Origin of the sequence: Nesterenkonia cremea (assembly GCF_014642675.1) — a bacterium.
Taxonomy (GTDB): Bacteria; Actinomycetota; Actinomycetes; order Actinomycetales; family Micrococcaceae; genus Nesterenkonia; species Nesterenkonia cremea.
The window spans coordinates 302,533-321,636 of sequence record NZ_BMIS01000002.1; the positions used below are offsets into that span (position 1 = coordinate 302,533).

At 68.2% G+C, this 19,104-nt stretch carries 17 protein-coding genes; 13 read left to right on the plus strand and 4 right to left on the minus strand.

Going from position 1 to position 19,104, the window contains the following annotated elements:
• Positions 1-8: 8 nt before the first annotated feature.
• The 6 genes from IEW85_RS03640 to IEW85_RS03665 are packed head-to-tail and all read left to right on the plus strand — an operon-like array spanning position 9 to position 6,479.
• Positions 9-908, plus strand: a complete 900-nt coding sequence (locus tag IEW85_RS03640) for an amino acid ABC transporter permease (RefSeq protein WP_229658759.1) — start codon at positions 9-11, stop codon at positions 906-908.
• Positions 905-1,738 (plus strand): amino acid ABC transporter ATP-binding protein, encoded by an 834-nt coding sequence (locus IEW85_RS03645; protein ID WP_188682760.1) that lies wholly within the window; start codon positions 905-907, stop codon positions 1,736-1,738. Before IEW85_RS03640 ends, IEW85_RS03645 begins: the two co-directional genes overlap by 4 nt.
• Positions 1,735-2,877 carry a CapA family protein gene (locus IEW85_RS03650; protein WP_188682761.1) on the plus strand — a complete coding sequence of 381 codons (1,143 nt, stop codon included), beginning with the start codon at positions 1,735-1,737 and terminating at the stop codon, positions 2,875-2,877. Before IEW85_RS03645 ends, IEW85_RS03650 begins: the two co-directional genes overlap by 4 nt.
• On the plus strand, positions 2,874-4,109 hold the full coding sequence (locus IEW85_RS03655; RefSeq protein ID WP_188682763.1) for a CaiB/BaiF CoA transferase family protein: 1,236 nt from the start codon (positions 2,874-2,876) through the stop codon (positions 4,107-4,109). The genes IEW85_RS03650 and IEW85_RS03655 overlap by 4 nt, the downstream gene beginning before the upstream one ends.
• The gene (locus IEW85_RS03660; RefSeq protein WP_188682765.1) at positions 4,109-5,212 is read left to right on the plus strand and encodes a 2-hydroxyacyl-CoA dehydratase family protein; all 1,104 of its coding nucleotides are present in this window, start codon (positions 4,109-4,111) and stop codon (positions 5,210-5,212) included. Before IEW85_RS03655 ends, IEW85_RS03660 begins: the two co-directional genes overlap by 1 nt.
• Positions 5,205-6,479: a 2-hydroxyacyl-CoA dehydratase family protein gene (locus IEW85_RS03665; protein ID WP_188682766.1), complete on the plus strand. Its 1,275-nt coding sequence runs from the start codon at positions 5,205-5,207 to the stop codon at positions 6,477-6,479. Before IEW85_RS03660 ends, IEW85_RS03665 begins: the two co-directional genes overlap by 8 nt.
• Here IEW85_RS03665 and IEW85_RS03670 read toward each other — a convergent pair.
• Positions 6,469-7,050 (minus strand): MarR family winged helix-turn-helix transcriptional regulator, encoded by a 582-nt coding sequence (locus IEW85_RS03670; RefSeq protein ID WP_188682767.1) that lies wholly within the window; start codon positions 7,048-7,050, stop codon positions 6,469-6,471. The genes IEW85_RS03665 and IEW85_RS03670 overlap by 11 nt on opposite strands.
• 78 nt (positions 7,051-7,128) lie before the next feature.
• Complete coding sequence (locus IEW85_RS03675) at positions 7,129-9,204, minus strand: acyl-CoA dehydrogenase family protein (protein WP_188682768.1); 2,076 nt, start codon at positions 9,202-9,204, stop codon at positions 7,129-7,131.
• Between the two features lie 97 nt (positions 9,205-9,301).
• Between IEW85_RS03675 and IEW85_RS03680 the strand changes: the two genes are divergently transcribed.
• The 7 genes from IEW85_RS03680 (at position 9,302) to hemW (ending at position 17,712) form a co-directional block, all read left to right on the plus strand.
• Positions 9,302-10,597, plus strand: a complete 1,296-nt coding sequence (locus IEW85_RS03680) for an acetyl-CoA C-acetyltransferase (protein WP_188682769.1) — start codon at positions 9,302-9,304, stop codon at positions 10,595-10,597.
• A gap of 2 nt (positions 10,598-10,599) precedes the next feature.
• Entirely contained in the window at positions 10,600-11,955 is a 1,356-nt protein-coding gene (locus IEW85_RS03685) for a 3-oxoacyl-ACP reductase (protein WP_188682770.1), read from the plus strand.
• A 2-nt stretch (positions 11,956-11,957) separates the two neighbouring features.
• Entirely contained in the window at positions 11,958-12,851 is an 894-nt protein-coding gene (locus tag IEW85_RS03690) for a MaoC family dehydratase (RefSeq protein WP_188682771.1), read from the plus strand.
• A gap of 65 nt (positions 12,852-12,916) precedes the next feature.
• A complete protein-coding gene (gene holA, locus IEW85_RS03695) occupies positions 12,917-13,972 on the plus strand; it encodes a DNA polymerase III subunit delta (protein WP_229658760.1) in 1,056 nt (351 codons plus the stop codon).
• A gap of 231 nt (positions 13,973-14,203) precedes the next feature.
• Positions 14,204-14,464 carry a 30S ribosomal protein S20 gene (rpsT, locus tag IEW85_RS03700; RefSeq protein ID WP_188682773.1) on the plus strand — a complete coding sequence of 87 codons (261 nt, stop codon included), beginning with the start codon at positions 14,204-14,206 and terminating at the stop codon, positions 14,462-14,464.
• Positions 14,465-14,558: 94 nt separating this feature from the next.
• Positions 14,559-16,421, plus strand: a complete 1,863-nt coding sequence (lepA, locus tag IEW85_RS03705) for a translation elongation factor 4 (protein ID WP_188682775.1) — start codon at positions 14,559-14,561, stop codon at positions 16,419-16,421.
• Positions 16,384-17,712, plus strand: a complete 1,329-nt coding sequence (hemW, locus tag IEW85_RS03710) for a radical SAM family heme chaperone HemW (RefSeq protein WP_188682777.1) — start codon at positions 16,384-16,386, stop codon at positions 17,710-17,712. Before lepA ends, hemW begins: the two co-directional genes overlap by 38 nt.
• Before the next feature lie 28 nt (positions 17,713-17,740).
• Here the strand turns inward: hemW and IEW85_RS03715 are convergent, their stop codons facing one another.
• Together IEW85_RS03715 and IEW85_RS03720 are read right to left on the minus strand one after the other, a co-directional pair.
• Positions 17,741-18,112: a DUF4870 domain-containing protein gene (locus IEW85_RS03715; RefSeq protein ID WP_188682779.1), complete on the minus strand. Its 372-nt coding sequence runs from the start codon at positions 18,110-18,112 to the stop codon at positions 17,741-17,743.
• Positions 18,113-18,161: 49 nt separating this feature from the next.
• Positions 18,162-19,025 carry a DUF3097 domain-containing protein gene (locus IEW85_RS03720; RefSeq protein ID WP_188682781.1) on the minus strand — a complete coding sequence of 288 codons (864 nt, stop codon included), beginning with the start codon at positions 19,023-19,025 and terminating at the stop codon, positions 18,162-18,164.
• Positions 19,026-19,104 lie beyond the last annotated feature (79 nt).

The window sequence follows — 19,104 nt, forward strand, 5'->3', positions numbered from 1 at the left end:
GGCAGCGGATGAGCCTGATGACGCAGCAGAGCTCCGAGCAGATCGACGTCTCCCAGGCGCGCGGACGCGTCTCCTGGTCCCGGATCCTCGGCACAGTGGTCCTCAGCCTCATCACCCTGGGGGTGCTGTGGTTCGTGATCACCAACGAGCGCTTCGAATGGCCGGTGGTCTGGGAGTACCTCTTCAACCCCAGCGTGCTGCTTGGCCTGATGATGAGCCTGTTCCTGACGGTGACCGCGATGACGCTGGGGACCATGCTCGGCGTCGTGCTGGCCGCCGGTCAGCTCAGCGACTACTGGCCCTACCGCTGGGCCTGCATCATCTTCGTGGGCTTCTTCCGCGGAGTCCCGCCGCTGGTTCAGCTGATCTTCTGGTACAACCTGGCCTATCTGCTGCCGCGGATCTCGGTAACCCTGCCGGGTGACCGCGAAGTGGTGGGCTGGTCCACCAACGACCTGATCACTCCGCTGACCGCTGCCGTCATCGGGCTGTCCCTGCACCAGTCGGCCTATATGGCAGAGATCATCCGTGCCGGACTGCTGTCGGTTGACCGCGGACAGCACGACGCCGCCTCCGCCATGGGCTTCAGCCGGTGGAACACCTTCAGCAGGATCGTGCTGCCCCAGGCCATGCGGGTCATCATCCCGCCCTCGGGCTCGCAGATCATCGCCCTGCTCAAGGGCACCTCGCTGGTCAGCGTGATCGCCATGGGGGACCTGCTCCACGCCGTCCAGGTCATCTACAACCGCACCTATGATGTGGTCCCGATGCTGCTGGTGGCCGTGATCTGGTACCTGGTGGTGGTCACCCTGCTGACCCTGGTCCAGCGCCGCATCGAGGAGCACTTCGGCCGCGGCGACGCACAGAGCAGAGTCCGGGCCGTCTCAGGGAAGGAGAGCACCACATGAGTGCAGCAGCCCACGATGTCAGCACCGACGCCGTCCAGGAGACCCTGCGGCCGGTCATCGAAGTGCAGAACCTCCGGAAGGTCTACGGCGGGGTCCCCGCCCTGGACGGTGTGGACCTCCAGGTCCGCCCCGGAGAGGTGGTGGCCGTGCTCGGCCCGTCGGGCTCGGGAAAGTCCACCTTGGTGCGCTGCATCGACCAGCTTGAGGAGATCGACGGCGGCGCGGTCTTCCTCGACGGCGAGCTGCTGGGCTATGAGCAGACCCCCGGCGGGCTGCGGCCGCTCAGCGAGCGCGGACGCCGGGATCAGCGCCGGCTGATGAGCATGGTCTTCCAGCAGTTCAACCTCTTCCCGCATTGGACGGTGCTGCGCAATGTCATGGAGGCGCCGGTCCAGGTGCACGGGCTGAGCAGGGACCAGGCGCGGCAGAAGGCGGTGCAGCTGCTGGAGCGGGTGGGTCTGGCGGAGAAGGTCTTGGCCTACCCTCGGCACCTCTCCGGAGGCCAGCAGCAGCGGGTGGCCATCGCCCGGGCCGTGGCCGTGGACCCCAGGGTGCTGCTCTTCGACGAGCCCACCAGCGCCCTGGATCCCGAGCTGATCGGAGAGGTCCTGCAGACCATCAAGGATCTGGCCGCCGGGAACCGGACCATGATCGTGGTGACCCATGAGCTGGAGTTCGCCCGTGAGGTGGCTGATCGCTGTGTGTTCATGGCCGATGGGCGGCTGATCGAAGACCGTCCGCCGGAGGAGTTCTTCACCGATCCGCGCTCCGAGCGGCTGCAGGCCTTCCTGCCCCGCAGCCACGGCGGCAGCGGTCAGGAGCGGTCATGACGCTGCTCTGCGCAACAGGAGACCTGGTCCTCGAACGTGAGGACTGCACCGAGCTGTTCGACGAGGCTCGCACAGCCCTGGACCAGGCCGATGTCCTGGTGGGGCATCTGGAGGTTCCTCATACCGAGCACCGGCAGAGCTCCTCCTCCGATGTCCCGGCCGCCGCAGCCGCTCCCGCCGCGCTGGATGCAGTGGCCGAGGCCGGCTTCGACATCCTGACCCTGGCGGGCAACCATGTGGCCGACTTCGGCGGCGTCGGGATATCTGACACCCGCCGGCACTGCCTGGACCGCGGGATGGCCGTCACCGGCGCAGGGGAGGACCTCGAGCAGGCCTGCGAGCCTGCGGAGGTGCAGACCCCTGAGGGCACAGTGCGGGTGATCAGCGTGAACTGCGTGGGACCTCCGGAGTCCGCGGCAGGGACCCAGAAGCCCGGCGCGGCCTCTGTGCAGGTCATCACCCACTATGAGCCCCGCGGGGCGAATCCCGGAGGACCTCCTGCGGTCTACACCTTCGCCGAGCCGGCCTCGTTGCGGAGCTTCATCCAGAGAGTCTCCGAGGCTTATCACAACGGACCTGAGGCTCCGGTGCTGGTGGTGGCTCTGCATAAGGGGCTGGTCCACCAGCGGGCGCAGATCGCCGACTATGAGTACGAGATCGCCTATGCGGCCCTCGACGCCGGCGCGGCCGCGGTCATCTCCCATCACGCCCATATCTTCAAAGGCATCGAGGTCTACCGAGGCCGGCCCATCTTCCACGGGCTGGGAAACTTCGTCACCGTCACCTCGGCGCTGACCGGAGCCGAGACCACCTCGGCCGAACAGCGCCGCTGGACCGATGAGCGGCAGAGACTCTTCGGCTTCGTCCCAGACCCGTCCATGCCGGACTATCCCTTCCACCCGGAGAGTCGGCACACCGGCATCGCCGCCCTCGAGATCCGGGCCGGAGCCGTGGTCGGGGCAGGACTGATCCTGTGCCGCATCGATCAGCAAGCCCGTCCGGTGCCGCTGACCCGTGGGCGCTCAGCGGAGGAGACGGCGTCGTATATCCGGCAAATCACTGCGGAGGCCGGGCTGGACACTGCGCTGAGCTGGGACGGCGACCGGCTCCGCATTGAACTCGAAGGAGGGACAGCGTGAAGGCTGCACCGTTGGAAGGCAAGACCGTCATCGACCTCACCAGTGCATTGGCGGGGCCCTATGCCACGTTTCTGCTCTCGGGCCTGGGCGCCCGGGTGATCAAGGTGGAGAATCCTGAGCGGCAGGGCGACTCGTCGCGGAACAACTCTCCCTATGTGACCGCGGAGGGGCTCAGCGTCCGGCGCAGCGCCCCGGAGGACATGTCGGTCTCCATGCTGCTGCGCGGCCGCGGCAAGGAGTCGATCACGCTGAACCTCAAGCGCCCGGAGAGCCGGCAGATCCTGGTGGACCTGATCCGCGAGGCCGATGTCCTGGTGGAGAACTACAGCTCAGGGGTCACCGCACGCCTGGGCATCGACTACGAGTCGCTGCGCCGGGAGAACCCGCGGCTGGTCTACACTTCCATCAGCGGATTCGGCGCCGGTGCTGACAATCAGGACCGCAAGGCCATGGACACCATCGTTCAGGCGCTCAGCGGCGTGATGATGACCGCCGGGGAGCCCGGGGACCCGCCGGTGCGCTTCGGGCTGCCCGTGGGTGACCTGGTCGCCCCGCTCTTCGCTGTCATCGGGACCCTGGGCGCGCTGCTGCATGCCGAGGAGACCGGGGAGGGGCAGCATGTCGATGTCTCCATGCTCGGAGCCCTGACCTCGCTGGTGGCCTGCGAACCCTTCGACGCCCTGGAGACTGTGGGGCTTCCCCTGCGCACCGGCGCCTACGTCCCGCGCCTGGCGCCCTTCGGCACCTTCCACACCCGGGACGGTTGGTTCGCGATCTGCGCGCCCACCGACCAGTTCGCCGCAGGAGTGCTGCGAGCCATCGGTAGGGACGACCTGCTGGGCGCCGAGGACTTCTCCACCCGAGATGCCCGAGTGGCCAATGCGGAACGGCTGCACGGGCTCATCGCCGGATGGGCGGCCGAACAGTCCCTGTCCCAGGCACTGGAGGCGCTCAACCGTGAGCAGGTCCCCTCCGCCGAGGTCCGCTCCACCGCGGAGGCGGTCAGAGACCCTTCCGTGCACGAGCGCGGCGAGGTTGTCCCGCTGCACCATCCGCAGCACGGCCACTTCGAGGGCCTCTACGGCTCCGGGGTGCCCATCCGGTTCTCACACAGCCGCACCACCACCGATGTGCCCGCCGCCCACCTGGGGCAGCACACCGAGGCCGTCCTGCAGTCCCTGGGCTACTCAGCCGAGCAGATCACCGGGCTGCGCGCCGCCGGGGTGCTGTGATGACCGGCGCCGTGGGAGTGATCGGGGCCGACGCTCCGCGGCAGATCATCCTGGCCGCGGGGGCGCTGCCCCTCCGGCTCTTCGGGAGCTGGTCTCCGCAGGCCGGGGCTCTGCCCGCAGGGACGGGGGAGGAGGCCCTCGAGCTGCTCGGGGCCGTGGACGCTCCGGCCGCGACCCTGCTCGCCCAGCTCCTGGGCGGGGAGCACGACCATCTGGCAGGGGTGATCCTGTGCAACGACTCTGCCGCCACGCTGCGCCTGTTCTATGTGCTGCGGATGCTCTCCGCGCGGGGGCGGCTGAGCATCCCGGTGCACCTCCTCGACGCCCCCGCCTCCGGGGAGAGCGCCCCGGGAACTGCCGCGGCCCGGCAGAGGTTCGTCGCCGCACAGTACGCCCGGCTGGTCGGGTTCCTGGAGAGCGTCACCGGTGTCCGAGCAGATCGGCGCCGGCTCCAGGAAGCCGCTGAGCAGGAAGAGGCGCTCGGGCGCGCACTGCAGCAGATGAGAGCCCGACGCCGGCAGGGCAGCTGCTCCGGGACGGCAGCGGCCGCGGCCTACCGTGCCGCGGCCCGGCAGCCGGTGGAGCAGGCGCTCGCCGTCATCGAGGCCGCCGGGGCGGACCAGGCAGGCGCCGACGGGACCCTGCCCGGGGTGCGTACCTACCTGACCGGCAGCGAGGACCCCGAAGGCTCCATCATCAGCCTCCTGGAGGAGAGGGGAGCACTGGTGATCGGAGAAGACCACGACGGCGGCGACTCCTCCTGGCTGGGTGAGGCGGCCTACGGAGCAGAGGTGGAGGAGATCGTCTGGGCGCTCGCCGGCAGGCATGCGGACAGAGCGCCACGGGCGGCGCGGGCCTCCAGTCGCAGCCGGGCGCAGCATCTGGGCCGAGAGCTGCATGCCGCCTCCGTTGAACAGGTGCTCTCTCTGGTCCGCCTCTATGATGAGGCCCCGCTCTGGGACGCCGCCGCCCAGCAGGAGCAGGCGGCGCAGCAGGGAGTCGCCTGGGCCATGGTCTCGGGCATCCGGCCCGGCCAGGAGAGGACTGCCGCGGAGCAGGCGCTCGCAGAGGCACGTGGAATCCGTGAGGCCAGCCATGTCTGAGGACCGCATCCGGGCGGCGGCCCGAGCCGTGGAGCACCAGAAGCAGTGGTTCCAGCAGCTGCGCACCCAGGCCGCAGAGGGTGCCCCCATCGCCCTGGTCAACGCCGATGTGCCGCATGAGATCTTCCGGGCGCTGGACATCCCCTATGTAGTCAATCAGTGGTGGGCCTCGATCATCGCGGCCAAGCGCCGAGGGGCCGAGTCGCTGGAGGCGCTGCGCAGCCGGGGGCTTCCCGATCAGAGCCTGCAGTATGACGCCATGCCTCTGGGGGAGCAGCTCCTGCCTGAGGATCGTCGTCCCTGGGGAGGGCTGCCCCGTCCGGCCTTCGCGGTGGCGGAGCGGCACGGCGATGTCACCCAGAAGGTCTTCGAACAGTGGAGCACAGGTTCGGGCGCTGCGGGGGAGACCGAGGTGTTCCTGCTCTCCCGCACCGCCGCCGATCCCGTCCCGGACCGCTGGTGGGAGCTGGTGCCCCACAGGTGGGAGGAGGCCTTCGGCGCTGAGCGGATCGATCTGCTCCAGGCGGAGATCCTCGAGCTCACCGCCTGGTTGGAGGAGCGGACCGGCAGGCGGCTGGACCGGCAGCGGCTGGCCGAGATCATGCGCCTCTCCAATGAGCAGGCGGAGTGGAATCGGCGGACCCGGGACCTCATCGCCTCCTGCCGCCCGTGCCCGGTGCCCGTCCGCGATGTCATCCCCGCGGTGATGATCCCGCAGTGGCATCGCGGCACCCGGTGGGCGGTGGATGCGGCGCGCAGCCTCTATGAGGAGGTGCGTGAGCGGGTGGAGTCGGCCGCCGCCGCGCCCGGGCCGGAGACAGGTTCCGCCGAGGAGAGGCTGCGGCTGATGTGGATCGGGCGCGGGCTCTGGTCGGATCTGGACCTCTACTCGCGGTTCCAGCAGAGCCACGGGGCGGTCTTCGTCTGGTCCATGTACCTGGCCATCGCGGCCGACGGCTATATCCGGTATGGAGAGGACCCGCTGCGCGCCCTGGCCGCCCGCTTCACCGGGATCACCGATCAGCTCTATGTCCCGCCCTGGTCGGCTCAGTGGTACGCCAAGGAGGCGCTCTCCCACGGAGTGGACGGGGTGGTGCACCTGGTGGCCGATGACACTCCGGGTGCCGCCTTCATCACAGAGGAGCTGGAGGGCAGCGGTATCCCTGCGCTGGAGATACGGGCGAACAACGCCGATCAGCGCTCCAGCGCGGCGGCGGGCATCCCGGAGCGGATCGCGGAGTTCCTCCGCAGCAGGGTCAGTCGCTGAGGTCCTGTCCCTGGATCTCGCGCAGCCGGCCGGCCGCCAGTCGTGTGGGGACCTGCCGCGGTCGGCTGTGGCTGGTCCGGCGGGCGATGGCGGCGGCCTCGGCCTCGTCATCGCCGAAGTAGCCTCCGGCCAGGGCCTCGGCTGCCCGGTCCATCGTGGCGGTCAGGGGCTCCTGGGTATCTTCCTGGAGGGCCGCGGCGAGCCGGTCCTCATACTCCTTGAGCTCCCGATGGCACATCCGGACGAGCTCCCACCCCTCATCGGTCAGGCGCACCAGGCGCATGCGCTGGTTGGTGGGGTGGCGTCCGCGCTCGATCAGACCGGCGTCGAGGAGCTCCTTGCAGACCGAATGGGCGGCCTGGGAGCTGACGAAGGTCCGCCGTGCCAGCTGCGCATTGGTCATCGGCAGCCCCTCAGCCAGGACCTGGAGCACCAGGAACTGAGACAGGGTCACACCGTGGGCCAGCGCCAGGTTCTCGCAGAATCTGTCCAGCGCTCGGCCCAGGCGGTGTGTGGTGTAGTTCAGGCGCGCCGTCGCCGGTTCGCCCCGCGGGTCCTGTTCGAGTCTCATCGTGGAGCTGATGATATCAATCAGGTGGATACCCGATGCGGGGCTGACCAGCGATTCCGGCGTTGAAGGGGTCAGCGATCAGCTGCCCGAGCGCTTCTGCTTCAGCAGCACCTTCTCGTCCACCGGTGCCGAGGAGGAGGCCCGCAGCCGACGGTAGTGCTCGATGGCCTCCTCCTGGCGCTCACGCTCCGCCCCGGATGCCACCTCCATGCGGATGTGCTCATCGGTGTAGCCGAAGGCGTCCACGATGTCCTGAGCGTGGGGGCGCACCCGGGCCACCAGTCGGTTGATGTATGGGCTCAGCGTCTTGGCGCGCTGGGCGGAGACGCGGCCGTTGATCAGATACCAGTCCAGGGTCTCCTCGATCCGGCTCAGCGCGTAGATGTCGCGCAGCCAGGTCATGACCTTCTTGGTGCCGGGATCCTCGATCTCCTCCAGCGCCTCCGTGAAGGCCTCCCAGAGCAGCAGATCCGCGTGGGCCTTGGCCGCACCGATGATCTCGTACTGGTGCTCGTTGAAGGTGGCGGCCTGCTCAGCGGCAGGCTTCTTGGCCGCACTTCGCAGCTCACCGGCGGCGTCGATCACCATCTGGCGCACCCGGTCGGTGAGCAGATCGCGCTGGACATCGGGCTGCTTGAACCAGTTGGCGCTGCGCCGCTCATCACCGGTGTCCTGCACCGACTGGAAGGCTCGGCGCAGGCCGAAGCGGTGCAGCACAGTGGACTGCGCCTGAGTGGCCACGTAGCGGGAGAGGGCGCCGGCGTCGGCGTTCTTGAACTCTGCGGCATAGTCGCTGAGCAGCCGCTTGGCAACCAGCTGCAGCAGGACGTTGTTGTCTCCCTCAAAGGTGACGTAGATGTCCAGGTCTGCGCGCAGCGAGGTGAAGCGGTTCTCTGCCATGAACCCGGCGCCGCCGCAGGCCTCGCGGGCCTCCTGCAGTGTGTCCAAGGCGTGCCAGGTGGCGATCGGTTTGATGGCCGCCGCCAGGGTCTCCAGTTCCTGCCGGTTCTGATCCGAGTCATCAGCGCCGGAGAAGACGTCGTCCAGTTTGGTCAGCAGCTTCTCGTGGGCGAAGCTGGCCGCCAGCGTGGTGGCCAGGCGGGGGATCAGACGGCGCTGGTGCAGCTGGTAGTCCATCAGCACCTCCTCCTCTGTGGTGGAGGAGGCGTTGAACTGCCGGCGCTGGTTGCCGTAGGTGATCGCACCGATCAGTCCCAGTTTGGAGGCGGCTAGGGCGGCACCGGTCAGCGAGACCCGGCCCTGGACCAGTGTGCCGATCATGGTGAAGAACCGGCGGCCCGGGGATTCGATGGAGGAGGTGTAGGTGCCGTCGGCGGCCACATCCCCGTACCGGTTGAGCAGGTAGGTCCGCGGGATGCGGATGCTGTCGAAGGTGAACTGGCCGTTGTCCACACCGTTGAGGCCGCCCTTCTGGCCGTCGTCGCCGATGGTGACGCCGGGCAGCGGGTTCCCCTGTTCATCGCGGATGTGGCAGTAGAAGGCGTGCACGCCGCGGTTGATGGGGGCTTGGCCCTCCTCCTCGCCCGGGGTGATCAGCTGGGCGAAGACCACGGCGTCCTTGGCGTCCACGGCGGCATTGCCGAGGTATCGCTTGGTGGCGGCCGGGAATGGCGTGTTGAGCACAAACTCCTCGGTGGTCGGATCATAGGTGGCGGTGGTGCCCAGGGACGCCACATCGGAGCCGTGGCCGATCTCCGTCATGGCGAAGGCGCCGGGCACGCTGAGATCCATGATCCCGGGCAGGAAGCGTGCATGGTGCTCTTCGGAGCCCAGGTGCAGCACGGCGGCTCCGAAGAGGCCCCATTGCACGCCGGACTTGATCTGGAGGGAGGGGTCGGCGGTGACCAGCTCCTCGAAGGCAGCGATATTGGCTCCGTGGGCGTCCTGGCCGCCGAACTCTTCGGGGAAGGCGCGCTGAACGGCTCCGGCTTCGACCAGTCCGTGGAGCTGCTTGAGGACGCGCTCGCGGTGATCTTCTTTGGTGATGCCCTCGACCTTGTGGAACTGCGGGTCGGCGGCCACGGCACGGGAGACGCGCCGCGTCTCGGCCCAGCGGCCCAGCAGCAGCTTCTCGAGCAGCTCTTTGTCCACGGCGGCATCGGTGGTGGTCTCTTCGGTGAGGCTCTCAGTCATGGCAGCTCCTTTTAGAGTGACGGGACACACATGTAGTCTAGATACTGGTGAGTAATAAAAGCCAAATGCCACCCAGATCTCTTGAGGAGCGTGACCAGTGAGCACCCCGACCACCACTCGCGACGCCGTCATCATCGGCGGAAATCGCATCCCTTTCGTCCGGGCCCATGGCGCCTATGCGAAGGCTTCCAACCAGGACATGCTGACCTCTGCGCTCAACGGGCTGATCGCGCGCTTCGGCCTCCAGGGCGAACAGCTGGGCACAGTCGCCGGCGGCGCGGTGATGAAGCACTCCAAGAACTTCAACCTGGTGCGGGAGTCGGTGCTGGGCACCCCGCTGGATCCCAAGACGCCCGCCTATGACGTCCAGATGGCCTGTGCCACCGGTATGGAGGCCATCGGCTCGCTCGCCAATAAGATCAAGCTGGGCCAGATCGACTCCGCCGTCGGCGGCGGCGTGGACTCCATCTCGGATGCACCTATCGTGGTCACCGATGAGCTGCGCGGCATCCTCATGGAGGCCAACCGCGCCAAGACTGCCGGTCAGCGGCTGAAGGCTCTGGCCAAGATCCGTCCGGGCCACCTGGTGCCGCAGGCCCCCGGTGTGGCCGAGCCGCGCACCGGTCTGTCCATGGGCGATCACATGGCCGTGACAGCCCACGCCTGGGGCATCACCCGTCAGGAGCAGGATGAGCTCGCCCTGGCCAGCCATAAGAACCTGGCCGCAGCCTACGACGCCGGATTCTTCGACGATCTGATCACCCCCTTCCAGGGCGTGGCCAAGGACAACAACCTGCGCCCGGACTCCAGCATGGAGAAGCTGGCCAAGCTCAAGCCCAGCTTCGGCCGGGACCTGGGGGAGGAGGCCACGATGACCGCGGCCAACTCCACTCCGCTGACCGACGGCGCGGCAGCGGTCCTGCTGGGCTCGGAGGAGTGGGCCGATGCGCACGATCTGCCCAAGCTGGCCAACTTCGTGGACTACGAGGAGGGCGCTGTGGACTTCGTCGACGGCGCCGAAGGCCTGCTCATGGCTCCGGCCTATGCCGCCGCGCGGATGCTGCGCCGCAACAACCTCACCTTCGAGGACTTCGAGTTCATCGAGATCCACGAGGCCTTCGCCTCCACGGTGCTGGCCCAGATCAAGGCCTGGGAGGATGAGGACTTCTGCCGCAATAAGCTCGGACTCGACGGCGCCATGGGTCCGATCGACCGGTCCAAGCTCAACGTCAACGGCTCCTCGCTGGCAGCCGGCCACCCCTTCGCCGCCACCGGTGGGAGGATCGTGGGCACGCTGGCCAAGATGCTGCACGGCAAGCCCGGAAAGCTCGGCTTCATCTCTGTCTGCGCCGCCGGCGGACAGGGCATCACTGCGATCATCGAAGGACGGTGACGATGAGGGACAGCTACACCGAATTCGCCAACACCGGTCTGGGCCGGAAGCTCACCAAGTCGCTGGGCCTGCCGCAGCCGGCCAAGCTGCGCCGCTACCGCCCCGGCGCCCCGCTGATCGAGGGTCCCGTCGTGGTGGTGGGAGACAGCGAGGCCTCCGACCGCATCGCCGAGGTCATGCTGGGCTGGGACTTGGACGTGCGGCGCCACCTGGAGTCCCGTGAGGAGGCCGCGGCCGTGGTGGCCGCCTTCGACACGACCAGCTCCCCGGAGCAGCTGAGCTCCGAGGTGCTCGCCGTGGGTAGGCTGCTCAAGCAGCTGAAGTCCTCAGCCCGGGTCATCACCGTCTTCCGCGATCCGCAGGAGACCGAGGATCCGGCCGTGCGTGCCGCCCGCAAGGGCGTGGAGGGGTTGACCCGCTCGCTGGCCCATGAGATGCGGGCCGGCGGAACGGCCAACGGCATCGTGCTGCAGAACGAGCTCGACGCCGCCGCCCCCGGGTTCGCCGGTGCGCTGCGCTTCCTGCTCTCGGGCCGCTCGGCCTTCGTCTCCGGTCAGTTCATCACCGTGGGCAGCGTCAACGGCGCCCTGCCGGAGGACTGGTCCAAGCCGCTGCAGGGCCAGGTGGCCGTGGTCACCGGTGCCGCCCGCGGCATCGGTGCGGCCATCGCCGAGACGCTGCACCGCGATGGCGCTGAGGTGATCGCCGTGGACATTCCGCCGGCCGGCGAGCAGCTGGCGGCGGTGGCCAATGAGATCTCCGGGACCGCCCTGCAGCTGGACATCACGGCCGAGGACGCGGGGGAGCGCATCCTCACCCACGCCGAGCAGCACTATGGGCGCCTGGACATCGTGGTGCACAACGCCGGCATCACCCGGGACAAGCTGCTGGCCAACATGGACGCCTCCCGCTGGGACTCGGTGATCGCAGTGAACATCGAATCCCAGCTGCGGATGAACCGGGCCTTCCTGGCCTCCGAGCTGTTCAACCGCGCCGAGGCCACTGTGGGACCGCGGATCGTGTCTCTGGCCTCGACCTCGGGCATCGCCGGAAACCGCGGGCAGACCAACTACGCGGCGTCGAAGTCGGGCGTGATCGGCATGGTCTCAGCCACCTCGGATCAGCTGCAGGCCCGGCACGGGAGCATCAACGCTGTGGCCCCGGGATTCATCGAGACTGAGATGACCGCGAAGATCCCGCTGGTCACCCGTGAGGTGGCCCGCCGGCTGAACTCGCTCAACCAGGGCGGCCTGCCGGAGGATGTGGCGGAGACCATCGCCTTCCTGGCCTCCCAGGCGGCCGGAGGGACCTCCGGTCTGACGCTGCGGGTCTGCGGACAGAACCTCGTAGGAGCGTGATCATGGCCAGCATCCTGACCTCATACCGCAAGGCGGCGCTGGGAGCGCTGACCTCCAAGCTCACCTCCAACGGCTCCCTGCGGGCGCTGTCCTCCGACCCGGAGGAGATCAGCCACCCGGGTGCCTCGGCGGAACAGCTGGAGGCCTATCGCACGCTGTTCGGGGGAGAGGCCTTCGACGGCGTCCACCGCAGCCGCCTGCCCTCAGTGCTGGTGCACATCCTGGGATTCCCGCTGCAGCTGCAGCTGATGACCCGAGATGACTTCCCGCTGCAGCTGATGGGGCTGGTCCACCTCTCCAACCAGGTGGAGCACCGCAGCCCGATCGCTCAAGACCAGCCGCTGCGGTTACGTGCCCATGCGGAGAATCTGCGGCCGCACCGGAAGGGGACCCAGGTGGACATCGTCACCGAGGTCTTCGAAGTCCAGGCACCCGGGGCCGCCGATGAGGCGCCGCTGTGGCGAGGAGTCTCCACCTATCTCAGCCGCGGCGTCTTCCTGGCCGGCAAGCCCGGGGGCAGTGAGGGATCCCGCTCCGGCGCAGGCTTCACTCCGCCGTCCAAGACGGCCATGTGGACCCTCGGCGCGGATGAGGGCCGGCGCTATGCCGCAGTCTCCGGCGACTACAACCCCATCCACCTGTCGGGGCTGAGCGCCAAGGCGCTGGGCATGCCCAAGGCCATCGTCCACGGAATGTACACCGCCGCCCGGGTGCTGGAGGGGCGGGAGCCTGACGCCGCCGGGCACAGCTGGAGCATCAGCTTCGAAGCACCGGTGACCCTGCCCGGCAAGGTGGCCGTGGCCGTGGAGAAGCCTGATGAGAAGATGCAGACCTTCACCGGGTGGAATCCGAAGAAGGGGCGTCGCCACTTCTCCGGAGAGCTGCACCTGCCCTGAGGGGTCGGCGGCTCAGACCCCCTGGCCGATCTGCTCATGTCTGAGACCAGCGATAGGATCATCCTGTGGCAGCACAGCGAGGCAGGGGATCAGGACGCGGCGGTTCGGCGCGCGGGGGCAGGGCCTCCGGGGGTCGGGGCGCCCAGCAGTCGGCAGGCGTGGACTTCCGCACAGTGGAGGCTTCTCCGCTGGTCCTGCTCAAAGGCCCGGAGGACTATGTGGCCACCCGTGCCACCGATCGGATCAAGGCTGAGCTGCGCGCCCAGCAGCCGAACCTCGAATACACCAGGCTGGACGTGGCCGACGCCGCCGTCGGGGAGCTGGCCACACTGGCCTCGCCCTCGCTCTTCGGAGAGGCCCGCCTGATCCTGGCCGAGGATCTGGCGCAGATGAACGACGCCTTCCTGGCCGAGGCCCTGGCCTTCCTGGAGGAGGGTGGTGAGGACGTGACCACCATCTTCCGCCACTCCGGGGGCAACCGCGGCAAGAAGCTGCTGGATGTTCTCACGAAGAAGGCCGTGGTGGTGGACTGCTCCGCCGCCAAGAGCGACACCGAGAAGCTCGACTTCGTCCGCCGTGAGTTCCGCGCCGCGGACCGGTCCATTCAGTCCGACGCCGCCCGCGCGCTGGTCCAGGCCGCGGGCACCTCGCTCTCCGATCTGGGCGGAGCCTGCCAGCAGCTGCTGCGTGACATCCCCGGCGAGGTCACTGAGGACGATGTGGACCGCTATCACGGCGGTCGGGTGGAGGCCACGGCCTTCAAGGTCGCCGACGCCGCCTTCGAAGGCAGGGGAGAGGCCGCCACCCGGCTCTACCGACACGCCGTGGCCACCGGCGTCTCTCCCATCGCCGTCACCGCAGCCCTGGCCCGCAAAGGCCGCCATATCGCAGCCCTGGTGGACCACCGCGGAAGCGCCGATCGGCTCGCCTCGGCCCTGGGGGCCCCACCCTGGCAGCTGCGCCAGGCCCAGGAGACGGCCCGCCGCTGGCAGTCCCACCGGGCCGCCGCCGCCATCGAGGCAGTGGCCCAGGCCGATGCCGAGGCCAAGGGCGCCTCGCGCACCCCGGAGTACGCCGTGGAGAGGGCCATCGGAATCGTGGCCGCCGCCGTGGGGCGCTGAGGGTCTCACGGGGTTTCTCTGCTAAGATCTACTCTCAGTGTCTGTGGCTCTGCGGTGTGTCCGCGGAGTCGGCACTGACTACGACGGCGATCAAGCGCTCCGACCGATGGGTCCCTCTGCCCGGCAGAGGTCGGGGTGAATCGCCACGGCGCCCCCACGCCGCTGAAAATCTTCCGCCGTCGTCGTCAGTGCTCGTCCGAAAACATCTGATCCGTAAGGAATCGAGCACACGTGGCAAACATCAAGTCTCAGAAGAAGCGCATCCTCACCAACGAGAAGGCGCGCCAGCGCAACCAGGCTGTGAAGTCCGAGCTGCGCACCTCCATCAAGAAGGTCCGCAATGCGATCGCCGCCGGTGACAAGGACGCAGCTCAGACCGCCCAGCGCGAGGCAGCCCGCAAGCTGGACAAGGCGGCCTCCAAGGGTGTCATCCACAAGAACAACGCCGCCAACCGGAAGTCCGGTCTGGCAGCCAAGGTCAACGCTCTCTGATCTTCACACAGACCAGCAGCACGACCTGAGGGCGGCAGTAGACTGAGGTCTGCTGCCGCCCTTTTTGCTACCGAGAGAGAAGGACGTCCTACACGTGTCACCGAAGGCCAGCACTCCACAGGTGCCCGCCGCGACGGATCCCAACGTCATCCGCAACTTCTGCATCATTGCGCATATCGACCACGGGAAGTCCACCCTTGCGGACCGGATGCTCCAGCTCACCGGTGTGGTCCAGCCCCGGGACATGAAGGCCCAGTACCTGGACCGCATGGACATCGAGCGCGACCGCGGCATCACCATCAAGTCCCAGGCCGTGCGCATGCCCTGGGAGTACCAGGACGAGACCTACGCCTTCCACATGATCGACACTCCCGGTCACGTGGACTTCTCCTATGAGGTCTCCCGCTCGCTGGCCGCCTGTGAGGGCGCCATCCTGCTGGTGGACGCAGCCCAGGGCATCGAGGCCCAGACGCTGGCCAACCTGTACCTCGCCATGGAGCACGAGCTGGCCATCATCCCGGTGCTCAACAAGATCGACCTGCCGGCCGCGATGCCGGACAAATACGCTGAGGAGATCGCCCACCTGATCGGCTGCGAACCCGATGACGTGCTGCGTGTCTCCGGCAAGACCGGTGAAGGCGTGGAGGCCCTGCTGAACAAGCTGGTCGAGGAGGTCCCCGCCCCGGTGGGCGACGCCGACGCCCCGGCCCGCGCCATGATCTTCGACTCCGTCTACGACACCTACCGCGGCGTGGTCACCTTCGTCCGCGTGGTCGACGGTCAGCTCTCCCACCGGGAGAAGATCAAGATGATGTCCACCGGCGCCACCCACGAACTGCTGGAGATCGGCGTCTCCCAGCCTGAGCCGGAGTCCTCCGGAGGACTCGGCGTGGGCGAGGTCGGCTATCTGATCACCGGTGTGAAGGACGTCCGGCAGTCCAAGGTCGGTGACACCGTCACCGCGGCCAACAGGCCCGCTGAGGACATCATCACCGGCTATCAGGAGCCGCTGCCGATGGTGTATTCGGGACTCTTCCCGATCGACGGCTCCGACTTCCCTGTGCTGCGTGAGGCTCTGGAGAAGCTCCAGCTCAACGACGCCGCGCTGAACTTCGAGCCGGAGGTCTCGGCCGCGCTGGGCTTCGGCTTCCGCGTGGGGTTCCTGGGTCTGCTGCACCTGGAGATCACCCGGCAGCGCCTGGAGGCCGAGTACAACCTGGACCTCATCTCCACGGCCCCGAACGTCATCTACGACGTGGTGGAAGAAGGCGGAGAGCTGCACCGGGTCACCAACCCCTCCGAGTTCCCCGACGGCAAGGTCAACGAGATCCGCGAGCCCGTGGTGGACTCCACGATCATCGTGCCGGCCGAGTTCATCGGCGCGGTCATGGAGCTCTGCCAGTCCCGCCGCGGCTCCATGTCCGGGATGGACTACCTCTCCGAGGAGCGCGTGGAGATCCGGTACAAGATGCCGCTGGCTGAGATCGTCTTCGACTTCTTCGACCTGCTGAAGTCCCGCACCAAGGGCTATGCCTCCTTCAACTGGCAGGGCGCCGGCGATCAGGCCGCGGATCTGGTGAAGGTGGACATCCTGCTGCAGGGCGACAAGGTGGACGCCTTCTCCGCGATCACCCACCGCGAGCACGCCTACTCCTACGGCGTGAAGATGGCCTCCCGGCTCAAGGAGCTCATCCCTCGCCAGCAGTACGAGGTGCCCATTCAGGCGGCCATCGGCTCGCGGATCATCGCCCGTGAGAACATCCGCGCCATCCGCAAGGACGTCCTCTCCAAGTGCTACGGCGGCGACATCAGCCGTAAGCGCAAGCTGCTGGAGAAGCAGAAGGAGGGCAAGAAGCGCATGAAGATGGTCGGCACAGTGGAGATCCCGCAGGAGGCCTTCATCGCCGCCCTGTCCTCGGATGAGGAAGCCGGCAAGGAGAAGGCGGCGAAGAAGTAGCGTGAGCCCTTCGGCTCTTCCGCTGGGGGATCCGCTGCCGGCGGACGGGTCCTTCCCTCAGGAGGTTCTGGACGCTCTGCCGGGGCGGGCTCAGAAGCCCTTCGGGCTCTATGTGCACATCCCGTTCTGCTCGGTGCGCTGCGGCTACTGCGACTTCAACACCTACACCTCAGAGGACCTGGGCCCGGGAGCCTCCCGGCAGTCCTATCCGGACACGCTGATCGGTGAGCTGGAGTTCGCCCGCGGCGTGCTGGACCGCTCCGGCGCCCCGGAACGTCCCTTCTCCACAGTGTTCTTCGGCGGTGGCACCCCCACGCTGCTGCCCGCCGAGGACCTCTCCCGCATCCTCATCCGGGCCCGGGAGCTGTTCGGCTTCGCCGAGGGTGCCGAGATCACCACAGAGGCCAATCCGGATACGGTGACCCCGGAGTCCGCCCGGGTGCTGGCCGAGGCCGGATTCACCCGGATCAGCCTGGGTATGCAGTCGGCGGTCCCGGAGGTCCTGGCCACCCTGGACCGCACCCATGATCGGCTGAACGTGCCCAGAGCCGTGGAGGCCGCCCGCGCCGCCGGGCTGGAGGTCAGCCTGGACCTCATCCACGGGACGCCGGGGGAGACCCTGCAGGACTGGCGGCGCAGCCTGGAGGAGGCCGTGGCCATGGCTCCGGACCACATCTCCGCCTATTCGCTGATCGTCGAAGAGGGCACGGCCATGGCCGCCCAGATCCGGCGCGGGACGCTGCCCGACATCGATCCGGATGATCAGGCCGACAAATATCTGCTCACCGAGGAGCTGCTCTCCGCGGCGGGCTACCGCTGGTATGAGGTCTCCAACTACTCCACCTCGGAGAAGACCCGCTCCGATCACAACCTGAACTACTGGCTGGACTCCGACTGGTGGGGTGCGGGCCCCGGCGCCCACTCGCATATGGCGGGCATGCGCTGGTGGAACGCCAAGCATCCGGCGGCCTACGCCCAGCGGCTCCACGCGGGGACCACGCCCGGTCACGGCCGGGAGATCCTGGATGCCGAGGCCAAAGTCCTGGAGCATCTGATGCTGCGTCTGCGCATCTGTGAGGGGCTGGACGTCGCCGCGTACAACGCCATGGAGGAGCTGCAGGAGATCCAGGGCGAGCCCATCACCGCCGGTGAGCTGCGGCGACTGGTGGGCGACGGGCTGATCGAGGAGGTGGCTGCTGCGCCCAGCGCGGAGCACCCTGGGGGACGTGCGGTGCTGACGCTGAAGGGGCGGCTGCTGGCCGATGCGGTCACGCGCCGCCTGGCGCCCTGAACGGCCTGAAGCTGGAGGAGCGCCCTGATCAGTGGATCAGGCGCAGGTTCATCCAGTAGCGGTAGGGGCGTCCCTTATTGCACTCGATGCCGGCGATCAGGCCGGAGAGCGTCATGACCACCCAGAGGAAGACGGCCGCGATTCCGAAGATCCAACCGATGGCCGGCAACAGGGCCAGCACGTAGCAGGTCAGCATGATCACCGTCAGCGGGAGGGTGTGGTTCAGCGCCTCTTTGGACTCCTGGGCGGTGAACGGTCCGCGGTCCCGGAAGACCAGGTAGATGGTCAGGGAAGGGATGCAGCCCATGACTCCGCCGAAGTGGGCCAAAGTGGCCCAGCGGCGGTCTTCGCTCGGCGTCAACGGCTGGGCTGCTGCCGGTGATCCTTCCAGGTGTGCCATAGCAGAGATTTTATCCGCTGAGCCATGCCCCCGGCCAGAGACACGCGAGCTACTGGGTCACGAAGTCGATGAGCTCCTCCACACGGCCCAGCAGCGAGGGCTCCAGATCCGTGTAGCTGGTGACCGTCCCCAGGATCCTCTTCCAGCCGTGGGCGATGTCCCGCTGGTTCGCATGTGGCCAACCCAGCGCCTTGAGCGTGCCCACTTTGATGTCCACCGAGCGGGGGATCTCCGGCCAGCGATGCAGCCCCAGCAGCTGAGGCTTCACCGCCTGCCAGACGTCCACATAGGGATGTCCCAGCACCAGCACATTGCCGGAGGCCCCAGGCATGGCCATGGTCTCCTCCGCGATCCGGGACTCCTTGGAGCCCTTGACCAGGTGGTCCAGCAGAACACCCACGCGCCGCTCGGGCCCGGGCTGGAATTCGCGGATCGCGCCGACCAGATCGTCGGCGCCGTGCAGCGGCTCCACCACGATGCCCTCCAGCCGGAGGTCCTCGCCCCAGACCTTCTCCACCAGTTCGGCGTCGTGGGTTCCCTCCACCCATATGCGGGAGGCGCGCGCCACACGGGCGGGCGCGTTCTCCACAGCCACCGAGCCGGAGGCGGTGCGCGCCGGCACCTTCGGCTGGGCGGCAGGGGAGGGGGTGGTCAGCTCCACCGGGGAGCCCTCATGCAGGAAGCCGTGTCCCAGCGGGAAGGCGCGCGTGGCACCGCGCCGATCCTCCAGGGCCACCACATGGACGCCTCCGGCGGCCTCGACGCCGACGATCGCGCCGACCCAGCCGCTGGCGGTCTCTTCGATGACGGTCCCGCGGTCGGCGGGGAGGGTGGGCACCTCGCGGCGCTGGGCCCGGCGTCGTTCGCCCATATCGGCGGGGCCCCAGGATGACCAGTCGGTGGGGAAGCTCATAGCTGTGGGAGCCTACCACCGGCGGACCCGCATGCCGCGGCTCGGCGGGGACAGCTGTAGAATTAGCACTTGAGCATTC